The following is a 22,534-nucleotide window of genomic DNA, read 5'->3' as shown; positions in this document are numbered from 1 at the left end:
GTCACCCGATTAACCCTGATTATCTTTGTTTATTTCGCCGTTAGACACGTAGCGAACAGGTTTTGATTGATCGCTGCTGCATGTTGTTGTGAGCCTTGCAAGTGTGTTGTTTTCACTGGAATTAACAACACCAGACTCCAGGTTAACCAGACACTTATCACTGGCTGCTTTACCCCAGGAAATATGCAGGCGGCTGACATCTTTATTTAACCTCACATAAATCTGACCACCCTGTGAAACAGTGGTGATAAGGTTACCGTCTTCATCATTAACCGTTGCACCAAATGGCAAGGCGTTTCCGTTCGGCTGATTAGCCCGAATTAACAGTGGCTTTCCTTTGCTGGTTTTATAATCAAGTCTGACGACTGCACCCTCAACAGGAATAACGCGCTGCTGAGTTGATTCAAGCTCAACATCCAGTGGAATTCCTTTTGGGTCGATGGCCAGTTCGTTTATCCGGTACGGGTTAAGGTTTGGCACAATAGCTTTGCCGCTGCCGTTTAACACAATATTGGGATAGCCAAGTACACGCGCGCCCTCTGCATCTTCTGCGGTAACAACAGCATAAGTCGTAGACTGATAAGCGCTGAAATTAATGCTATCAGGTAAAGCGACTACCGCACCGCTGATACCACCCGAGGCAGAATAATAGTTTTCCCCTTTAGTATAAGACGCCGTCAGCATACTGTAGGGCGAACGGTACTGCCCACTAACTGAACCGGACTTCTCATTATCAGTATCGCGCGCTATTCCAACGTTATAGTTATATTGATCATGTTCACCCAGAACACCATTAACTGCTGTTTGTGCATTCACACCCTGTTTATTATGTGTCGCACTTCCGGTTACATAACTTTGACTATCGCTGCCAATTGGCACCGAGAAGTCGAGTGACAGTTGAGTGTCATGCCCGCCGGTTGAATATAATAATCGGTTTGCTGATAAAGTATAGGAGACCCGACCAATTGTATTATTGTAACCCAGCTGAAATTGCGTATTCGTTCCGGCAGAATCCCAGTAATTCTGAACGAAACCAGTAAGATAGATATTCCCATATGACTCCCCAAAATTTTGGCTTGCCGTCATAGAAAAACGTTGTTTGGGGCGCGAAAGATAATTTGACGAACTGTTTTTATGATTTTTTTTATAATAGTTATTGATTTGTAATGCATTATCAAAACTGTAATAACCGGATGATGAGAAGCGGTAAGCCGCCAGAGTAAAATTCGTGTTAGTCTGAGAAACCTTCTTACTATAAGTTGCCCGATAACTTACACCTTGCTTTTTCTCATCACCATATTTTGTCTGAGCGCCAGTAATATCCAGTGAGATCGCACCAACAGGTAAACCAAATGCACCTCCCAACAGCACAGAGGTGTAGTTATCTGATCCCAGAATACCTGAGTAACCGGTGAGACTATTGCTAAAACCATGCTGAATAGTGCCCTGATAGACCGAAGGTGTATAAACCATATTGTCTTTTCGGGATACACCGCCGGTCAGACTATAAAAAGTCATGCCCGGACGTTTCAGACGCGTCATCGCTGCGTAAGGAACTGAGAAACGGGTCTCACCGCCGTCAGCTTCTTTCACGGTCACGTCTAAATCACCACCGTAGCCTGTAGGATAGAGATCGGTGATATTAAAAGGGCCTGGTGAGACCGTCGTTTCATAAATTTTGTTGCCATTTTGCGATACAGTTACCTGAGCGTTGGTTCGGGCTACGCCGCGGATTTCTGGTGCATAGCCTCGCTGAGAGTCTGGCCACATCTGGTCAACTGTAGATATTTGCGCACCACGAAAAGAAAGCGTATCGAAAATTTCGCCACTGGTATTGCCTTCACCTAATAACAGCCGTGATTTTATTTGCGGAATATCACGCTGGACATAGGTATTAATTGCATCGTAATGATGATACTCGTTGTTTTTTTGACGTTGCCAGCTGAGAGAACCATCGTGACGGAACATCCATCCGCCAAGGTTAAAGCCCGCCAGCGCACGGCCATAAAATGAGTCATATGCCTGACCGTGATTTACAGAGCGATAATAGTTGGTGTTATAGGTTAGCGTGAGTGCTGTTTCACCCTTATCCCAGAATTCTGGCGCAACGTAGCCGCGCGCAGATCGCAACAGATAAATTTGCGGAATTGAGATATCCATCTGCATATCGGCAGAATTGATAGCTGCATGACTCTCTTTAACTACCTCCTCCAGCGCCATACACTGTTTACCAGAGCGCAAATCTTCAGCTTGTCCCGGGCTAAAAACTGTGTCCTTAAGTGACAAGCTTTTGACCAGATCATAGGAAAGGCACGCTTTGGTTCCCGCCCCTTCACGAATGACCTGAACATTTTCCCGACCAATCTGACGACCATTCAGGAAAATATCCAGCGTATAAGTACCAGGATCAATAGGGTTACCGGTTGCATAGCGGGCCACATCAACTTTAACGCCCGGTAGATTCTTCACAAATGATTCGTCAAAATCATACGAATTTTCTGCAAATGCGGCGCCTGTTGATGCAGTTAAAAAAAGCGCCAGAAAAGATCGGTAAAATATTTTTCCCGTTGGTTTATTATTTTTAATCATCCTTGCCATCATTATTACCCCTGATGAGTTACCAAAGTTACTGACTAATTTTGGCGTCTACATTGCGTGCAGCGCCATAATCATCCAGATATTGATAATGAAAGTTTGTTTTTATTTGATTTGCGTTCAATCCTTTTAGGGAGAAGCTTTTTGTTTCGCCTGGTGCAAGCATTTCTCCCTTTTCACTGACTACTTTTCGCCCCGCGTTATCCTCGGCATTGATCTGTGAAACGTTGACGTAAAACGAAGAGTTATTGGTTGCTGTCAGCTGATTCGCTTTCTCCCCTTGATGCCAGATAAGACCCGACGCTGCTTCTGTGGCTTGCATCGCATCGAACCGGGCTGGGCGAAAGAAAATTTTGATACGGCTACGAATAGCCATTTGCAACTGATTTTGATTCGCAAGGCTTTTATCGCGAGGAGGGATGTCGAGTACGTTAAGCCAGAATACCGACTCTTTATCTTTGGGCAGGTTTGAACCGGTATAAACGATACGTAATGTCTGTCCTTTGTTAGCCTCCATACGGAAAACAGGCGGTAGCAAGACAAACGGTACGTTTATTTTATCCAGTGCTTCATCAGGATTTCCATTGTCAATCCAGGCCTGTACCAGCGCAGGTTGATTGCCATGGTTATCTAAGCGGACTGTGACTTCTTTTTCTGTTGCGGGGTAGATTACCCGGGTGCCGATAATCGTCACGCTGGCAAAAGCCGATGAGGTCACCGTAAAAGCCAGCAGACAGGAGATCAAAAATTTAAAACTTTTTTTTTTCATGATTTTGACAGAAATGATGATAGAGGAAGAGAGGTGGGAACAGATGCTCCCACCATAATCAATTACAGGTAATTGATTGAATAGTTCACAGCTGATAAGACGGTACCAGCAGTAGCTGCACCAGTTGCATAGTACTGAGCAGAATAGGTCAGAGTACCTGCACCAGCAGTCAGAGCGACAGTTTTTGGAGAGGTGGTCTGCTCAGTGCTACCCGCGTTCAACACGCCATTTCCGCTATCCAGCAGCTGCAGGTCAACATTCGTTGCAGTACCAGTATTGGTCAAACGACCATCAGCATTGACGTTGGCACCTTGTTCAAAGTAAGCGTACACGTCACCAGTCGTAGCTGAGCAATTGCTCAGCGCCATAGTGAAGCGAGTGTTACCTGCAGTCTGACCAGATGTGCTTAAAATACTACTTGCTACTTTAGGCAGTGTAACGGTTGCAGTGCTGCCGCCGCCGTTTACGCTTACAGTACAAGTCTGAGACGCAATATTTCCTGTGAAGTTAATGGTGCCATCTGAAGCTTCAGCAGCATTAACGTGAGCAGCAGCCAGCATCAGACCAAGAGCAACCATAGATAACTTTTTCATATACTTTCCTTTGTATAAAATAATTAATAACATCAATTAATGAACGATTTAATAATCGTTCACTTCCCTGGAGGATTCATTCCTCACAAGAGAATTAGAAAATCAGCAATCCAAATACGACTGCTGCTGCGACACCAACAATACCCATGCCAAAGGCAGACCCACTAACCGGGTTCGCTGCTGGAATTGAGTCTGGGCGCGTCCATTCAGTTTTCTCTTCTGAGCTTGCGCCTAGCTGCTTAAAGAAATCCAGGATCACCGAAGTTAATGAACCACCGCTAACGCCTTCGATTTCTTTATTGTTCAATTCACGCATGTTGTTTCCTTAAGCTGTAATTACAGATGCATTAGGATCAAACTGGTTTTCAACGACCGCGTTAAACCAGCCTGCCGTGCTATCCCAGCCATTCATAGCACCATATAAAGCACCATCAACAAGACCAAGGACTGCGCCGACAATCAGACCTACACCGGCAGAGACAATACCAACGCCTAACACGCCACCGGTGCTTCCGCCACTCATTCCCCATTTAAGACCAAAAGAACTAATACCTGTAACGGCACCGACAACTACAGCACCAATAAAGTCAAAAAAACCTGCTCCTGAAACGTTTTGCATTTCAAAAGATGTTAACTCTCTCATCGATATCTCCATGTATCATTTTTTCAATATTATTATTTATGCCGCTTCTAGCGAACGGCGCTATTAGAATGGGTGGTCATAAAAAATGAAATAGTAAAACATCCATAATTCTTCTTTTGTTATCGCAAGCAAGGATATGGCTATTATATTTTTACATAATATTAACTGCTGTTGGTATTCTGGAGTTTTTTGAGCGCACAGTGTTCTTATGCGTGATTTAACCATTAACAGCACTGCTTATGCCTGATGCTTAAAATTATCTGGCATCAGGGAAGCGCATGCCATGAACGCGGTTCAGTGAAACTGATTCATCTATGAATAAGCTTGTGCATAAAGCTATGAGTTAATGATTTCACTTGCCTGAATGTGAAGTCATTTGAGAAGTGGAATTAAAAAGGGAAAAATCCCATTTGCCAGTTTCTGGTGATTTAAGCTAAGCAAATTATATTTATCAGGATAAAAAACTAAATATCTAAAGATAACCAATTTAAGTGTCTGTTTGATGGGTGCCGTGGTTTAATTCCTTCCATGCAATGCTGCCTGACAGCGTAACTTTAGTAAGGAGCATTAACATTGATGCCAATTTGATTTGTTTCTTTTCAGCCATGCTGGAAAATTGAGAGAGGTGTTTAAATACGTGATTTTAAAATAGCATGCTCATAACATCATCTTTCAAATGGTAATGGGAAATTCTTTTTTTAGGAAAAAAGTTATAACACTGCCCGTAAGGTGCTACAAAGTAGATTTATGTGCTAACTAAACAGCATTTGAATGGTGTAAGATCTGGTTATTGTTTCTTTTATTAGCCTGAATGTCTTTATTTATTTGTATTTGCGGTTTTGAATTTTGTTGGGTCGGTTTTATTATAGTGGAACCGATAAAGACTATTTTTAACTGCCCGAGTTATGGAGGCGAGCTCAGGTAAGCGAGTACACCAGGCGAAAGAGAAAGAGACTATAAAAAACTGATTTTACGAATTGTTGCTAATCACTGACCAATACGTCAGTTAGATTGAGTTAATTAATATGTATAGAGTGACTGAAAATCATGAACGGATCATCGATGCATTAGCAGGATTTACGCAGATTGCTAATCCAGATGAAATTTCAAGAGGCAAGCGCCGTTATCATTTGACTAAAGATAATGTACGTCGCGTTATGTTCATTCTTGACGGCGATTTTTTACTTAAACTTAAAGGCGAGAATAAGGTTTTGAATATCTTATCCGCTCCGTTTGTTGTCGGCGTCACTCCAGCTTTAGACGAGCCGCCAGTCTATCTGGAACGAGTCGATTATGGAAAAGTCAGTTTCATTGACTATGACGTGTTCTGGCGATTGGTTTTTGAGAAAGATCTTTTTAATGACGCAATGTCTATTTTATCAGGACAGTATTCTGATCTGATGAATTACATTCAGTTACCAAAAAGTAACTCATATGATGAAGTTATTTCTTTGATTGAAAGATGGAAAAAACTGCCGACTCATTTAAAGAAACGATTTTCAGCACTATATCTTATTGAAAATAGTTCTCATTTATCAAAAAGTTCCATTTGCAGAGTGCTCAAGGAACTAAAAGAGAAAGGCGAATTGGTACTGATTAACGGTAAGTTCACCTGAATATAATATTTGTCATCGTGAATTTTGTGATGCTGAAGGGAAAAAATGGATGTTAATGTGGTTTGTACGGATGACAATTACTTCTTCAGACTGGGCATATCAAAGGTAATTGAGGAGGCACTGCTGTCTGATGCAGAAGTAAAATTTTTATCAGGTTTTGATAGTCATAACCTGCGGCAGGCTGACTTCATCCTGATCAATGTTTCGCAATGGCGTCTTTATATGTGTCAACCCGCTTATCGCGAGCGAAAGCCTGGCAGTATCATATTGGTATTTACCGATGATTTCGGAGAGAAAATTAAAAACCCGTTACCATTTTGTTATCAATCTTTGCTTGAAGTGTCAAAAAGGGATTCGGTACGTTTAATAACTGAGAAAATAACCAAGGCCTGGTTAAACACTCAGGGAAGAGTTATGGGATATCTGCCTTCAGACTGTTTACGGTGCGAATTTGCACGTATCACCGTGGTGCAACTTCAGGTGCTTAGTTTTTTGAAGAAAGGATACAGTGTAATCCAGACAGCAAAAAGGTTAGATTTGTCAGTTAAAACAATCTATGCACATAAATATAATGTGATGAGAAAGTTCGCTCTGAAAGGAGATAAAGAATTTAATGCATTTATCAATGATGTCTCGTTGCTTGAACTTTACAAAGGAGTTATCAATGTAAATGAGATTTAACGTTGTCCAGAGGCGTAGGCTCACCCTTCTGCGCTGTTTAAATTTCCCATTTTTTATTTTTTAAGGAGTTGTCAGCTCCTGTTCAACATCGGATATAAGGTGTTTTAAATATAAAGGTTAAGCACCTTAAGGAGAGTTATATGGAAAATAATTCACGTTTAACATGCAAAGCATCGAATAATCCCTTTAAATTTATGCAGGGAGCAATGCTGAGTATGGTTTTATTACTTACAGGCTACCTGTACTGCAATTATGTTGAGGCGGCGCCATCGCAGAACGTTCCTGCGCCATCGTTGTTTAAAGAGGTCAACAATGACAAGGCGCCGGAGCAGATACGCGACCCGCGTGCGCACATTATTGTCTACCGTATTGATGAAAAAAATCCTGCCGCATCAAAACGCGTCGTTAACGTATTTGTTAATAATCAATACTATACGAGCGTAATGTCAGGTGATAGAGGGACTGAAATTAGTGTGTGTCCTGGCCAGAAAAAACTGGACGTTATGTTCAGCCAGCATGATTTTGTCCAGCCAGCAAAAATTGAAGTATCCACACCAGAGCTGAAATCAGGTGAGCGCTATTACTATCAGTTAGCGGTAAATGATCAGCATAAAATCACGGCGCGTCTGGTGCCTGCAAAGGAAGCTGAATCTGTTTTAACCAGTCTCAAAGCACAATCACGTACGTTATCGCGTGTAGTAAATGAACGTTCTTGTTCTGAAGCGGGCGAGTCAAAACTGTTGAATCACCCGGTGGCTTCTTCACTATTAAATTCTGACAGTAGTCATGCTCAGAGCAATGCTATGAAGATAGCTGATAAAAGCAGTAAAGCTCAGGGCGCTGCATACTCACTGCATTGATGCAATCTGGCACCATATTTTTTATTAATCAGTTCTGATAATGCCGTTCACTGACTCCAGAATCAAGAGTTGTGCTGGAAGCAATGTCAGGATTGCAGATTATCTCGTCATAAAATCACGGTTATTCGAAGTATATGAATATAGAGATTAAAGGTTTGTGAAAGCCTTATTTCTATTGAATTTAATCAATCCTCGTTAATTAAGAAGGTTGTTATGTTGAAAGTGAACTTGCGTGGCGTGAAGGGTATTATCTCTTCATACACTGTTGATACAAAATCTGAAAATCCTACAACGATCAAAGTTCCGCATCAGGGTGCATTAAATATAGAACTGATCGATAGCGCTACAGGACATGCTCCGCAAATGGTTGTAACCAGGCGCGTTGGCAATAATCTGCAGCTTTTCTTTAGCCAGGATGATTCTCAGCATCCTGATATTGTGCTGGAAGATTATTATGATAATGAAAACGTTCATCTGATTGGGCTGGGCGAAAATGGTCAGTTTTATGAATATGTGCCGACTTCCGGCGATGTCGCTGAATATCCGCCAGCTTTAACTGAAGGTCAGAGCGGTGAACAGGTATTAGGTGGTGAAGGATATGCCAGTGCCGATCCGCTGACTGCCAGTCACAACAATTTTGGTTGGTTGCCCTTTATGCTGCTGGGCGGCGCGGCAGGCGGCGTTGCTATTGGTGCGTCCGGGCGTGGTAGCAGTGGCCATGACTCTTCCGCTAAGAGTGTATCAGTGACACTTGATCCTGTTGCGGACAGTGATAATGATGGTCGTCCAGAGTTTTCCGGAACATCGAATAGCCCTGACTCACAGGTTGTCATTCAACTGCCTGATGGCACCCAGATCACGACCCAGACGGACAGTGAAGGTAACTGGTATGTAGAAGCACCGACTTCACAACCAAATGGCACCGTCACTGTTACGGTAACTGATAGTGCGGGCAATAGCGGTAGCCTGACTGAAGAGTTTACTGACACCTCTTCGCCAGAAGCGGCGGTTATAAATAGCAATGATGATGAACAAATCTCAGGTAAAGCAGAACCTGGTTCAACTGTGGTTATTTCCGATGGCAGTACCGGTGAAACCACCACAGTTGTAGTTGATGAAAATGGTGACTGGAGTATCCAGCCTAACCCTGTCAATGAAGGGGATACCGACGTAACTATCGTGGTCGTCGATCCTGCGGGTAATGTCTCTCCGCCGTCCAATGGTTCCCGACCGGACATAACTCCTCCAGATAACATCAACTCCGGCATTGTCAGTGACTCAGTCACCCTGACCGACGACGTCGGTGCGATTACCGGCGAAATTGCCAGCGGCTCGGTCACCGACGACGCGCGGCCGACTCTTTCCGGCGACGCAACCGCCGACATCGATCACGTCAATATCTATGACAACGGCGAGTTCGTCGGCAGCGCAGCGGTGGACGCGGACGGCAAGTGGAGCTGGACGCCGGAGCAGGATATGGCGGACGGCACCTCTCACGACCTGACGGTTGCGGCGGTGGACGCGGCGGGCAACGAAGGCCCGCAGGCAGACGGCGACTGGAGCTTTACCGTTGACACCAGCACGGCGGCTCCGGAAATCACGAACAACACCGAGGACGAGCTGGCCGGTAACGCCGAGCCGGGCGCGGTGATCGTGATCACCGATCCGGTCAGCGACAGCGTGACCAGCACGGTGGCGGACGCGGATGGTCACTGGAGCATCCAGCCGAATCCGGCGGGCGTGGACGCCAAAGACGTCGTGGTGGAAGCCACCGACGAGGCGGGCAACAGCAACAGCGTTGTGATCGACGGCCCCGGCGACAGCACGCCGCCGGATAACCAGACCTCAGGCCTGGTCATCGACAGCATCACCCTGACCGACGACGTCGGTGCGATTACCGGCGAGATTGCCAGCGGCTCGGTCACCGACGACGCGCGGCCGACCCTTTCCGGCGACGCAACCGCCGACATCGATCACGTCAATATCTATGACAACGGCGAGCTCGTCGGCAGCGCAGCGGTGGAGGCGGACGGCAAGTGGAGCTGGACGCCGGAGCAGGATATGGCGGACGGCACCTCCCACGACCTGACGGTTGCGGCGGTGGACGCGGCGGGCAACGAAGGCCCGCAGGCAGACGGCGACTGGAGCTTTACCGTTGACACCAGCACGGCGGCTCCGGAAATCACGAACAACACCGAGGACGAGCTGGCCGGTAACGCCGAGCCGGGCGCGGTGATCGTGATCACCGATCCGGTCAGCGACAGCGTGACCAGCACGGTGGCGGACGCGGATGGTCACTGGAGCATCCAGCCGAATCCGGCGGGCGTGGACGCCAAAGACGTCGTGGTGGAAGCCACCGACGAGGCGGGCAACAGCAACAGCGTTGTGATCGACGGCCCGGCAGACAGCACGCCGCCGGATAACCAGACCTCGGGCCTGGTCATCGACAGCATCACCCTGACGGACGACGTCGGTGCGATCACCGGCGAGATTGCCAGCGGCTCGGTCACCGACGACGCACGGCCTACCCTTTCCGGCGACGCAACCGCCGACATCGATCACGTCAATATCTATGATAACGGCGAGCTCGTCGGCAGCGCAGCGTTGGGCGCGGACGGCAAGTGGAGCTGGACGCCGGAGCAGGATATGGCGGACGGCACCTCTCACGACCTGACGGTTGCGGCGGTGGACGCGGCGGGCAACGAAGGCCCGCAGGCAGACGGCGACTGGAGCTTTACCGTTGACACCAGCACGGCGGCTCCGGAAATCACGAACAACACCGAGGACGAGCTGGCCGGTAACGCCGAGCCGGGCGCGGTGATCGTGATCACCGATCCGGTCAGCGACAGCGTGACCAGCACGGTGGCGGACGCGGATGGTCACTGGAGCATCCAGCCGAATCCGGCAGGCGTGGACGCCAAAGACGTCGTGGTGGAAGCCACCGACGAGGCGGGCAACAGCAACAGCGTTGTGATCAACGGCCCCGGCGACAGCACGCCGCCGGATAATCAGACCTCAGGCCTGGTCATCGACAGCATCACCCTGACCGACGACGTCGGTGCGATCACCGGCGAAATTGCCAGCGGCTCGGTCACCGACGACGCGCGGCCGACCCTTTCCGGCGACGCAACCGCCGACATCGATCACGTCAACATCTATGACAACGGCGAGCTCGTCGGCAGCGCAGCGGTGGACGCGGACGGCAAGTGGAGCTGGACGCCGGAGCAGGATATGGCGGACGGCACCTCACACGACCTGACGGTTGCGGCGGTGGACGCGGCGGGCAATGAGGGCCCGCAGGCAGACGGCGACTGGAGCTTTACCGTTGACACCTCGGTGCCGGATAACCAGACATCGGGTTTAGTGGCGGACAGCATCACACTGACAGATGACGTCGGTCCGGTACAGGGCAAGATTGAAGATGGCTCTGTCACTGACGATGCACGTCCGACCTACTCAGGCACGACTACCGCAGACATCATTTACGTCAATATCTACGACAGTGGCAAGCTGATCGGCAGCGCAGCGGTAGAGGCGGACGGCAAGTGGAGCTGGACGCCGGACAGCGCGATGAGCAGCGGGGCACACGCCCTGACGGTCGCGGCGGTGGACGCGGCGGGCAATGAAGGTCCGCAGGTAAGCGGCACGGCGGATGCGGCGTGGGACTTCAGCGTCCTGACCAGCGCCCCGGCGCAGCCGGCGATTGAAAACGTGGTGGACGACTACAGCCAGGGCGAGGATGCGGACAGCGGCTTCCTGCAGAAGGGCCAGTTCACCAACGACGGCATGCTGACGCTGAACGGCACCGCGGGCGCGGGGCTGACAGTCATCGTGTGGGCCACGGATGCGGACGGCAACCGGGTAAACGCGGGGTCGGGCGTGGCGGATGACAACGGCCGCTGGAGCATTACCACGGCGGCGCTGGGCGAGGACGGCCGCTATGACCTGACGGCGACGGCGGTGAACGCGGCGGGGGTTTCCTCGGCGGAGACCGGCGCGTTTAACGTGGTGCTGGACACCGTGGCACCGGAGGCGGCCGTGGCGGCGCTGATGGACGCCCAGGGTGAGGTGCAGGGCGAAGTCGCCAGCGGCGGGGTAACCGACGACCGCGCGCCGGTGCTGAAGGGCACAGCGGAAGCGGGCGCGACGGTGACGGTATATCTGGACGACAGCAGCACGCCGGCAGGCAGCACGGTGGCGGATGCGGACGGCAACTGGACACTGGCGCTGGGCACGCTGACGGACCGCGATTACAGCTGGCAGGTGAAGGTGACGGACGCGGCGGGGAACGAAACCCGCGGCGAGCGCGCGACCTTCAGGCTGGACAGCAGCAGCGTGGAGCTGAGCATTGACCAGGCGAACGACGATGCGGGAAGCATCACCGGCGCGGTACTGAACGGCGGCCTGACCGACGACAGCACGCCGGAGCTGCAGGGCACGGCGGCAGCGGGCGCGGTGGTGACCATCAGCGACCAATCGGGCGCGGTGCTGGGCAGCAGCACGGCAAACAGCAGCGGCGTATGGACGTTCGCGGTGGCGGAGCTGGCTGATGGTGAGCACGTCTTTACGGCATCGGTAACTAACGCAGCGGGCAACAGCAGCGAGGCGAAATTTACCCTGACCGTTGACACCATCGCACCTGTCCTGCCGACCATCACCGGGATGATTGACGATGTAGGCACTGTACAGGGCACGTCTACGGCCAGTGGTGGCGTAACGGACGATCCGTCGCCGACCTTTACCGGCAAGGCGGAAAAAGGTTCGCTGGTTACGCTGTATGACGGCGACAGCGTGCTGGGCAGCGTTCGGGCGGATGCGCAGGGCAACTGGAGCTATACGCCGACCACCAATATGGTAGACGGCGATCATAGTATCAAAGCCGTTAGTACGGACGCGGCAGGAAACATCTCCGCGCCTGGCGCAGAATGGCCGTTTAAGCTGGATACCAGCACGGCGGCTCCGGAAATCACGAACAACACCGAAGACGAGCTGGCCGGTAACGCCGAGCCGGGCGCGGTGATCGTGATCACCGATCCGGTCAGCGACAGCGTGACCAGCACGGTGGCGGACGCGGATGGTCACTGGAGCATCCAGCCGAATCCGGCGGGCGTGGACGCCAAAGACGTCGTGGTGGAAGCCACCGACGAGGCGGGCAACAGCAACAGCGTTGTGATCGACGGCCCGACAGACAGCACGCCGCCGGATAACCAGACCTCGGGCCTTGTCATCGACAGCATCACCCTGACCGACGACGTCGGTGCGATCACCGGCGAGATCCTGGATGGCAGCGTCACCGACGACGCACGGCCGACCTTCTCCGGCGACGCAACCGCCGACATCGATCACGTCAATATCTATGATAACGGCCAGCTTATCGGCAGCGCAGCGGTGGGCGCGGACGGCAAGTGGAGCTGGACGCCGGAGCAGGATATGGCGGACGGATCCTCACACGACCTGACGGTTGCGGCGGTGGACGCGGCGGGTAACGAAGGCCCGCAGGTGAGCGGCACTGATGACGATGGCTGGAGCTTTACCGTCGACACCATTGCGCCGGATACCGACGCCTTTACAGACAGCAGCATCACGCTGACCGATGACGTCGGTCCGGTACGGGGCGAGATCGCCGACGGTGCAACGACTGATGATGCACGCCCGACCTACAGCGGTAGCGTGAGCACGGCAGGAATAGTGCAGGGTGTGGTCAGCGTCAATATCTATGACAGTGGCAAGCTGATCGGCAGCGCAGCGGTGGAGGCGGACGGCAAGTGGAGCTGGACGCCGGACAGCGCGATGAGCAGCGGGGCACACGCCCTGACGGTCGCGGCGGTGGACGCGGCGGGCAATGAAGGTCCGCAGGTAAGCGGCACGGCGGATGCGGCGTGGGACTTCAGCGTCCTGACCAGCGCCCCGGCGCAGCCGGCGATTGAAAACGTGGTGGACGACTACAGCCAGGGTGAAGACGCGGACAGCGGCTTCCTGCAGAAGGGCCAGTTCACCAACGACGGCACGCTGACGCTGAACGGCACCGCGGGCGCGGGGCTGACGGTCATCGTGTGGGCCACGGATGCGGACGGCAACCGGGTAAACGCGGGGTCGGGCGTGGCGGATGACAACGGCCGCTGGAGCATTACCACGGCGGCGCTGGGCGAGGACGGCCGCTATGACCTGACGGCGACGGCGGTGAACGCGGCGGGGGTTTCCTCGGCGGAGACCGGCGCGTTTAACGTGGTGCTGGACACCGTGGCACCGGAGGCGGCCGTGGCGGCGCTGATGGACGCCCAGGGTGAGGTGCAGGGCGAAGTCGCCAGCGGCGGGGTAACCGACGACCGCGCGCCGGTGCTGAAGGGCACAGCGGAAGCGGGCGCGACGGTGACGGTATATCTGGACGACAGCAGCACGCCGGCAGGCAGCACGGTGGCGGATGCGGACGGCAACTGGACACTGGCGCTGGGCACGCTGACGGACCGCGATTACAGCTGGCAGGTGAAGGTGACGGACGCGGCGGGGAACGAAACCCGCGGCGAGCGCTCGACCTTCAGGCTGGACAGCAGCAGCGTGGAGCTGAGCATTGACCAGGCGAACGACGATGCGGGAAGCATCACCGGCGCGGTACTGAACGGCGGCCTGACCGACGACAGCACGCCGGAGCTGCAGGGCACGGCGGCAGCGGGCGCGGTGGTGACCATCAGCGACAAATCGGGCGCGGTGCTGGGCAGCAGCACGGCAAACAGCAGCGGCGTGTGGACATTCGCGGTGGCGGAGCTGGCAGACGGTGAGCACGTCTTTACGGCATCGGTAACTAACGCAGCGGGCAACAGCAGCGAGGCGAAATTTACCCTGAATGTGGATACCACACCGCCAGAACCAGTGATCATCCAGTCATTACAGGATGACGTCGGTACATTGCAGTTCACCTCACCAGTGGCAGGTAATGTCATTGACGATCCGGCGCCGACCTTTACCGGCAAGGCGGAAAAAGGCTCGCTGGTTACGCTTTATGACAATGGCATCCTGCTTGCGACAGTGACGGCAGATGCACAGGGTGAGTGGAGCTATACGCCGACCACTAACCTGCTGGAAGGGACACACGGTATTACGGCGACGGCAACGGATGCTGCAGGTAACGTCAGTGAAATCAGCAGTAGCTGGGATTTTATTATCGATATCACAGCGCCTAACGTTGGGATTTCAGGAAACTCAGAGGAGTCACTGAGCGGTGTTACTGAGCCTGGCGTTGTGGTTGTCATTGTCGATAAGAACGGCACGGAATATAGCGTAGTAGCCGATCAGCAGGGTAAGTGGGTGATAGCACCTAACCCAATCTCAGCTGGCGAGTCAGGAGAGATCTACGCTATCGATCCAGCAGGGAACAAGGGCGATACAGTGGCCTTCCAGGGATCTGCACTGGCTACGTATAGCTTGCTGAATGAAAGTATGCAGGTGAACACCACTACCACAGGCGATCAGCTTAACCCGTCGACGACCCGGCTGGCGGACGGCCGCATCGTGGTGACGTGGCAGGGCGCAGGTGTCTCCGGCACTGAGGTTTACATGCAGCTCTTTGAGGCCGACGGTATACGTAAAATCGGCACCGAGCAGCAGGTGAACCAGCGCACGGCCAACAATCAGGACAGCCCGCAGGTGATAGCGCTGACCGACGGCGGCTTTCTGATTGTCTACGAGTCCAACGTTAACGGACTGGACAACAGCGGCGACGGCGTGATGGCGCGCCGCTACGGCGCCGACGGCCAGGCGGTGACCGACGAGTTCCAGGTGAACACCACCTACAGCGGTGCGCAGAACCGTCCGGGTGCGATGGCAACCGCCGACGGCGGCTACATCATCAGCTGGGAAGACCAGGGCACAGGCATCGTGCAGCGCAGCTACGGGGCGGATAACCAGCCGGTGACGGGCGAAGTGACGGTGGCAACCGGCAAGGGCATGGCCAGCTCCGGCGGGCCGGAAATGGCGGCCTTTACCGATGCGGCGCACGGCGGCATGTACGTGACCGTGTGGAACGCCACCAGCGGTCCGGGTGACACCAGCGGCAGCGGGGTTGTCGGGCAGATTTTTGCCGCAGATGGCACGCCACTGGGGGGTAACTTCCAGGTGAACACCACCACGGACAGCTCCCAGAACTATCCGGACGTTATCACCCTGAACGACGGCAGCATCGTGGTGTTCTGGGACAGCAGCGACAGCGGCACCAGCGGCTCTGACATCCGCGCAGTGCACTACCGCGTGGATGCCGCCACCGGAACGCTGACGCTGGTCGGCAGCGGTGACTTCATCGTCAACAGCTACACCAGCGGCAAGCAGTATAAGCCGGTCGGCGTGGCGCTGGATGATGGCGGCTACCTGCTTATCTGGGGCTCCGAAGGCGGCGACGGGGATGGCTCGGCCATCTACGCACAGCGCTTTGATGCGAACGATAACAGGGTGGGACGCGAGTTCCTGGTGAACACCACCACGAGCGGCAACCAGGGTACCGGTGGCGACTCGGTGGATGCAACGCACATCTTTGACGCCGTGCTGACCGCGGACGGCAGCGTATACGTGACGTGGCAGTCGGACAACGTGGACGGTTCGGGAACCGGCATTGAAGGTATCGTGATTGACGTGGATGCGGCGTTCTACTCCGAGTACACGGTGAACACCACCACCACGGGAGCGCAGACGGTCTCGTCGGTAGCCAGCCTGCCGGACGGCGGCGCCATCGTGGTGTGGCAGTCGGCGAGCGGAGACGGCTCCGGCAGCTGCGTCAAGGGCCAGCTGCTGGATGCGAAAGGCCAGCCGGTCGGGGCGGAGTTCACGGTGAACACCACCACGGCGGGCGACCAGATCACGCCGCAGGTTACGGTCCTGACGAACGGCCATATCGAAGTGGTGTGGAGCACGGATTCCGGTGCGCATATCAAGGGTCAGGGTTATACCTACAGCTATGACGGTGCGGGTAATGTAAATGGTCTGGTGGCTGGTGGCACAGAGTTCAGCGTTAACACCGGTACCACGGCAAGTAAACTGACTGAACCAGCCATTACCTCGCTGGAAGATGGCGGCTATCTGGTTGTATGGCAGGCAAGCCTGAACGGTAACTGGGCGATTTACAGCCGCCAGTATGATGCAAACGGCACGCCGGTCACGGCGGAGACTGTGCTGATTACGACTTCGCTGAGCGTAAACGGCGTGCTGGGCTTTGGCGCTGACTGGGAGCCGCTGCCGTCTGTTACGTTACTGAAAAACGGCCAGGTCGCTATCGCCTATACCGTTAAAGGTACCGGGTATGACGCAGGCGTGTCGATCTACGATCCTTCACTGCATGAGGTAACCGGCAGCTTCGTAGCGAACCAGACCCTGACTAATAATCAGGCGTCACCTGCAGTAAGCGCGCTGGATAACGGCAACTACGTGGTGACCTGGGACTCTAACGATACCAGCGGACCGGATCAGAACGGTTACAGCGTCTGGGGCCGCATCTATGCGGCAGACGGTACGGCGCTGACCAGCGAGTTCCTGATCAACACGGCAACAGCAGGCGATCAACATCTGGCGAAAGTCGTGAGCCGTCCTGATGGCAGTTTCGTTGCGCTCTTTATGTCTGCAACAGATACGGCACCGGGTGCAGGTACCAGCGGCATCTACGCGCAGTACTTTGATGCAGCGGGTAACAAAGTGGGCCAGCAGATGCAGATCCATCAGCTGACCTATGGCGAGCAGGTTGAAGTCGATGCGACCTTCCTTGCGGGCGGTCAGCTCTACGTGACCTGGACTGACAAAGGTGTGGGTGACGGCGAAGGCTCGGCGATTAAAGGACGCGTTGTGGATCTGGTTGAAACGCTGGGACTGGAGCAAATGACGCCGGACAACAACGATCCGACGACCATTGACTATCAGCCTGCGACGACACCAGCGTCGAGCGACACCGATGTACTGCCGCCGAACGTGGGCCTCTCTACCAATACTAAGGAGACTCTGGGTGGCCAGACCGAAGCAGGCGCTACTGTTATCGTAACGAATGCGGCTGGAACGGTTTACTCCACGGTGGCAGATGCTGAGGGTGTATGGAGTATTGTACCTAACCCACTCAGTGTCGGTGAAAACGGAACGCTCTCGGCTATTGACGCGGCAGGTAACCAGAGCCAGCCAGTATTGATCTCCGGAGCCGCACTGAGTGCTTACGATCTGCTGAATGAAAGCGCGCAGGTGAATACCACTACCACAGGCGATCAGCTCAACCCGTCGGTCACCCGGCTGGCGGACGGCCGCATCGTGGTGACGTGGCAGGGTGACGGCACCTCCGGCACCGAGGTTTACATGCAGCTGTACGAGGCAGACGGTGTGCATAAAATCGGCACCGAGCAGCAGGCGAACCAGCGCACGGCCAACAATCAGGACAGCCCGCAGGTGATCGCGCTGACCGACGGCGGCTTTCTGATTGTCTACGAGTCCAACGTTAACGGACTGGACAACAGCGGCGACGGCGTGATGGCGCGCCGCTACGGCGCCGACGGCCAGGCGGTGACCGACGAGTTCCAGGTGAACACCACCTACAGCGGTGCGCAGAACCGTCCGGGTGCGATGGCAACCGCCGACAGCGGCTACATCATCAGCTGGGAAGACCAGGGCACAGGCATCGTGCAGCGCAGCTACGGGGCGGATAACCAGCCGGTGACGGGCGAAGTGACGGTGGCAACCGGCAAGGGCATGGGCAGCTCCGGCGGGCCGGAAATGGCGGCCTTTACCGATGCGGCGCACGGCGGCATGTACGTGACCGTGTGGAACGCCACCAGCGGTCCGGGTGACACCAGCGGCAGCGGGGTTGTCGGGCAGATTTTTGCCGCAGACGGCACGCCACTGGGGGGTAACTTCCAGGTGAACACCACCACGGACAGCTCCCAGAACTATCCGGACGTTATCACCCTGAACGACGGCAGCATCGTGGTGTTCTGGGACAGCAGCGACAGCGGCACCAGCGGCTCTGACATCCGCGCAGTGCACTACCGCGTGGATGCCGCCACCGGAACGCTGACGCTGGTCGGCAGCGGTGACTTCATCGTCAACAGCTACACCAGCGGCAAGCAGTATAAGCCGGTCGGCGTGGCGCTGGACGATGGCGGCTACCTGCTTATCTGGGGCTCCGAAGGCGGCGACGGGGATGGCTCGGCCATCTACGCACAGCGCTTTGATGCGAACGATAACAGGGTGGGACGCGAGTTCCTGGTGAACACCACCACGAGCGGCAACCAGGGTACCGGTGGCGACTCGGTGGATGCAACGCACATCTTTGACGCCGTGCTGACCGCGGACGGCAGCGTATACGTGACGTGGCAGTCGGACAACGTGGACGGTTCGGGAACCGGCATTGAAGGTATCGTGATTGACGTGGATGCGGCGTTCTACTCCGAGTACACGGTGAACACCACCACCACGGGAGCGCAGACGGTCTCGTCGGTAGCCAGCCTGCCGGACGGCGGCGCCATCGTGGTGTGGCAGTCGGCGAGCGGAGACGGCTCCGGCAGCTGCGTCAAGGGCCAGCTGCTGGATGCGAAAGGCCAGCCGGTCGGGGCGGAGTTCACGGTGAACACCACCACAGCGGGCGACCAGATCACGCCGCAGGTTACCGTGCTGTCAGATGGCACTTTCCAGGTGGTGTGGAGCACGGATTCCGGTGCGCATATCAAGGGTCAGGGCTATACCTACAGCTACGACGGTGCGGGTAACGTGAACGGCGTCGTGACTAATGGCGCAGAGTACAATGTGGACTCCAGCACCGCCGCCAGCAAAATGCGCGTTCCGGTGATCACTTCGCTGGAAGACGGCGGTTATCTGGTGGTTTGGGAAGCGAGCCTGAACGGCAACTGGACGGTTTATGGCCGTCAGTATGACGCAAACGGCACGCCGGTCACGGCGGAGACCGTGCTGGCAACCACGACCCTGAACGCAAATGCCATCATTCCTGAATGGGAGCCGTTGCCATCTGTTACAACGCTGGAAAATGGCCAGGTTGCGATTACTTATGCGATTAAAGCCACCGGATATGATGTTGGTGTGTCAGTTTATGATCCGTCAACGCATGCTGTAACAGGCAGCTTCGTAGCGAACCAGACCCTGACTAACAATCAGGCGTCATCCGCAGTCAGTGCGCTGCAAAACGGTAACTACGTGGTGACCTGGGACTCTAACGATACCAGCGGACCGGATCAGAATGGTTACAGCGTCTGGGGCCGCATCTACGCGGCAGACGGTACGGCGCTGACCAGCGAATTCCTGATCAACACCACGACGGCTGGCGATCAGCACATGGCGAGGGTGGTCAGTCAGGCTGACGGCAGCTTTATTGCCGTTTTCCTGTCAACAACCGACATCGCGCCGGGTGCAGGTACCAGCGGTATCTACGCACAGTACTTTGATGCTGCGGGTAATAAAGTGGGCCAGCAGATCCAGATCAACCAGCTGACCTATGGTGAGCAGGTTGAAGTCGATGCGACCTTCCTGGCGGGCGGTCAGCTCTACGTGACCTGGACCGATCAGGGCGTGGGCGACGGCGATGGCTCAGCAATCAAAGGCCGCTTAGTTGATCTGAACGAGACACTGGGACTGACGTCTGAAACGGGATCGACGCATATTGAGTATCAACCTGCTCAGTACGATCTTAATGGCACTTCAGGTAATGATGTACTGGATGCACGCGGCGCGAATTCCGTCGATGCAAAAGAGGGCGATGATACTATCGTCATTAACAGTACTCATTTTAGCAGTGTGAAAGGAGGAGAAGGTCACGATACGCTGGTCTGGGATTCTAATAACGATTTAGAACTCGGAACGGTATCAGGCAAAATTAGTGGAATTGAAGCTATCCATCTGGGTAATAACACGGCGCAAACATTATTTATCAGCGCCAGCGATGTGCTCGAAATTACTAAAGATAATGGTAGTGAAGCGAACACATTACATATTACGGGAGATGTGGGAAGTTCAAACAATAGTAATGCAACTGATACCGTTAATATTGGAAAATCAGAATGGACGGCTTCAGCCGCACAAACTGAAAATGGCGTTAATTATGACGTCTATACCAATAATGATGACACCACTGTCAAGCTGTTAATCCAGCATGGCTTAAACGTTATCTGATAGAACTGGCGATGACTTCGGTCATCGCCAGCTTTTTTTCACATCAAACTCACCTGATGGGCCTGTTTAAGGCAGGCCCATCAGGTGAGCCCCAGATCTGATTGCGCAGATGAAAAAAATAAATAAAGGCATGTGAGCAGCATGTAAAACCTAAATATTTCTTTTTAGCAGAATTAACGTTGCCATATGACATGTCGGGCGGTTAAAACAGTTCCGGTCGCAGGATTGAATTAGCGACAGAGAAATTAGCCATCCCACTTTATTTGTTATTTTGAGTTAACTATGAAAAAAAACTTGTTCACTACAAAATCCAGATGTTCGCTGCATGGTTTAATTGCGGGGTTGCTATTTTTTAATCCCCTGTTAAATGCCCATGCAACGGACTTTATTGAAATGATTCGTATGACAGCCGACCATCCATCGGTAAAGTCTGCTTTATCAAACAGCACCGGTGCTATGTATGATATCGATCAGGCAAAAGCCGCTGATGGTTTTCAGATCAGCACGGGTATCAGCGCATCAGGATATTCAGGTCAACCCGGTTATGAGAATAACCCGGTCTCCCCGCATATCACTGTAAGTAAATTACTTTACGATCACGGACGTACTGATGCGAGCGTTGCCGGAAAGCAGGCTGCTTATTCCATGCAGCAGGCTCAGGTAAATGTCACGCGCGAAAATCTCAACGAGCAGGTGCTTTCTCTTTTCACCTCTGCAGCCACTAATGCCACAGTGGTCGCTGTGCTGGATAAAGAAATTAACGCACTGCAGGATCTGCTTAATCGGGTAAAGAATATTGCCAGTATTGATAGCGGCAGAGCTTCTGAGATCAATCAGGTTGCGACTCGCCTCAATTCCGTGATTGCCAGTCGTGAAATGAGCTACACCACCTATATACAAGCGCAGCAGCAACTCAGCTCGCTGCTGAACCACGAGATTGTTATCACCAGAGGCCTGCCCGATCTGAAAAAAGCGGGTCTGTTGCCCGCGTCACTGGCACAGGCACAACAGGTACTGAAAGAAAATCCCAACTGGGCGGTCTCACGCGAGCGTAAAGAAGAAGCGAGAGCCGCAGTGGATCTGGCCTCTAAGTGGAACAGGCCGAAATGGAGTGTGCAACTGAGTATGGACAGTCCAAAGCGCAACGGTGAAATGGAACCGTTTAAAGCGGTGACGTTACAGGTGAGCAGCGATATCAATCTTTGGGATGGTGGGGCTGGCAGGGCAAATGCCAAAGCTGAAACTCAGCGACTCATTGCCGCAGAGGCGGATCAGGATGCAACACTCCGGACATTGAAACAGCAGCTGGATCAGCTGTGGGTCTCCTTACCGCTTCGTGAACGCCAGCTCAATGCATTACAGAGACAGTCAGAAACCGCGTTGAAAACCTGGAAAGCGGGGGAGGTACAGTTCTTCGCGGGGCAGCGTCCGTTAACGGATTTAATCTCGTTTGCTACCGACTATTACACCAGTCTCGCAAGTTATCAGGAGCAGCAGATGCAGTACCTGGCTGCGCAATGGAACATCGTTGCGGCACTGGGTAAAACCAGCCAACTGGTGCAGAAGGTTAACGCTTTACCAGCGAATACCATCGAAGCGGTGCACTAATCACGCTGACGTAAAAAACGAGTATTTCTGGCCGC

The 22,534-nt window shown here is 53.5% G+C and carries 10 protein-coding genes; 5 read left to right on the top strand and 5 right to left on the bottom strand.

From position 1 onward, the window contains the following. Positions 1 to 9: 9 nt before the first annotated feature. The 5 genes from ACXKZD_RS19565 to ACXKZD_RS19545 form a co-directional block, all read right to left on the bottom strand. Positions 10 to 2,601, bottom strand: a complete 2,592-nt coding sequence (locus ACXKZD_RS19565) for a fimbria/pilus outer membrane usher protein (protein WP_050442346.1) — start codon at positions 2,599 to 2,601, stop codon at positions 10 to 12. Positions 2,602 to 2,626: 25 nt separating this feature from the next. Further along, positions 2,627 to 3,364: a fimbrial biogenesis chaperone gene (locus tag ACXKZD_RS19560; RefSeq protein WP_052271916.1), complete on the bottom strand. Its 738-nt coding sequence runs from the start codon at positions 3,362 to 3,364 to the stop codon at positions 2,627 to 2,629. Positions 3,365 to 3,426: 62 nt separating this feature from the next. Next, positions 3,427 to 3,957, bottom strand: a complete 531-nt coding sequence (locus ACXKZD_RS19555; RefSeq protein WP_010256772.1) for a fimbrial protein — start codon at positions 3,955 to 3,957, stop codon at positions 3,427 to 3,429. A gap of 94 nt (positions 3,958 to 4,051) precedes the next feature. Next, the gene (locus tag ACXKZD_RS19550) at positions 4,052 to 4,273 is read right to left on the bottom strand and encodes a hypothetical protein (RefSeq protein WP_010256766.1); all 222 of its coding nucleotides are present in this window, start codon (positions 4,271 to 4,273) and stop codon (positions 4,052 to 4,054) included. Between the two features lie 9 nt (positions 4,274 to 4,282). Next, positions 4,283 to 4,600 carry a hypothetical protein gene (locus ACXKZD_RS19545; RefSeq protein WP_010256762.1) on the bottom strand — a complete coding sequence of 106 codons (318 nt, stop codon included), beginning with the start codon at positions 4,598 to 4,600 and terminating at the stop codon, positions 4,283 to 4,285. 1,025 nt (positions 4,601 to 5,625) lie between these two features. Between ACXKZD_RS19545 and ACXKZD_RS19540 the strand changes: the two genes are divergently transcribed. From ACXKZD_RS19540 to ACXKZD_RS19520, 5 genes are all read left to right on the top strand, one after another. Then, the gene (locus ACXKZD_RS19540) at positions 5,626 to 6,216 is read left to right on the top strand and encodes a helix-turn-helix domain-containing protein (RefSeq protein WP_033759834.1); all 591 of its coding nucleotides are present in this window, start codon (positions 5,626 to 5,628) and stop codon (positions 6,214 to 6,216) included. Between the two features lie 45 nt (positions 6,217 to 6,261). Beyond that, complete coding sequence (locus ACXKZD_RS19535) at positions 6,262 to 6,897, top strand: helix-turn-helix transcriptional regulator (protein ID WP_010256756.1); 636 nt, start codon at positions 6,262 to 6,264, stop codon at positions 6,895 to 6,897. A gap of 140 nt (positions 6,898 to 7,037) precedes the next feature. After that, complete coding sequence (locus ACXKZD_RS19530) at positions 7,038 to 7,757, top strand: hypothetical protein (protein ID WP_336999701.1); 720 nt, start codon at positions 7,038 to 7,040, stop codon at positions 7,755 to 7,757. Positions 7,758 to 8,120: 363 nt separating this feature from the next. Continuing rightward, positions 8,121 to 20,891, top strand: coding sequence for an Ig-like domain-containing protein (locus tag ACXKZD_RS19525; RefSeq protein WP_488982098.1), 12,771 nt, complete (start codon positions 8,121 to 8,123; stop codon positions 20,889 to 20,891). Between the two features lie 393 nt (positions 20,892 to 21,284). Continuing rightward, positions 21,285 to 22,499, top strand: a complete 1,215-nt coding sequence (locus tag ACXKZD_RS19520) for a TolC family protein (RefSeq protein ID WP_072123945.1) — start codon at positions 21,285 to 21,287, stop codon at positions 22,497 to 22,499. Positions 22,500 to 22,534 lie beyond the last annotated feature (35 nt).

It is taken from the genome of Pantoea sp. ABR1s, from assembly GCF_057812235.1.
Note: the sequence above shows the minus strand (reverse complement) of the source record. Positions and strands in the feature narration are given on the sequence as shown.

Excerpts from the sequence above, each read along its gene's own strand:
- ACXKZD_RS19520 (WP_072123945.1), top strand. The coding sequence starts at position 21,285 with ATGATTCGTATGACAGCCGACCATCCATCGGTAAAGTCTGCTTTATCA.
- ACXKZD_RS19560 (WP_052271916.1), bottom strand. The coding sequence starts at position 3,364 with ATGAAAAAAAAAAGTTTTAAATTTTTGATCTCCTGTCTGCTGGCTTTT.
- ACXKZD_RS19530 (WP_336999701.1), top strand. The coding sequence starts at position 7,038 with ATGGAAAATAATTCACGTTTAACATGCAAAGCATCGAATAATCCCTTT.
- ACXKZD_RS19565 (WP_050442346.1), bottom strand. The coding sequence starts at position 2,601 with ATGATGGCAAGGATGATTAAAAATAATAAACCAACGGGAAAAATATTT.
- ACXKZD_RS19545 (WP_010256762.1), bottom strand. The coding sequence starts at position 4,600 with ATGAGAGAGTTAACATCTTTTGAAATGCAAAACGTTTCAGGAGCAGGT.
- ACXKZD_RS19550 (WP_010256766.1), bottom strand. The coding sequence starts at position 4,273 with ATGCGTGAATTGAACAATAAAGAAATCGAAGGCGTTAGCGGTGGTTCA.
- ACXKZD_RS19555 (WP_010256772.1), bottom strand. The coding sequence starts at position 3,957 with ATGAAAAAGTTATCTATGGTTGCTCTTGGTCTGATGCTGGCTGCTGCT.
- ACXKZD_RS19535 (WP_010256756.1), top strand. The coding sequence starts at position 6,262 with ATGGATGTTAATGTGGTTTGTACGGATGACAATTACTTCTTCAGACTG.
- ACXKZD_RS19540 (WP_033759834.1), top strand. The coding sequence starts at position 5,626 with ATGTATAGAGTGACTGAAAATCATGAACGGATCATCGATGCATTAGCA.
- ACXKZD_RS19525 (WP_488982098.1), top strand. The coding sequence starts at position 8,121 with ATGGTTGTAACCAGGCGCGTTGGCAATAATCTGCAGCTTTTCTTTAGC.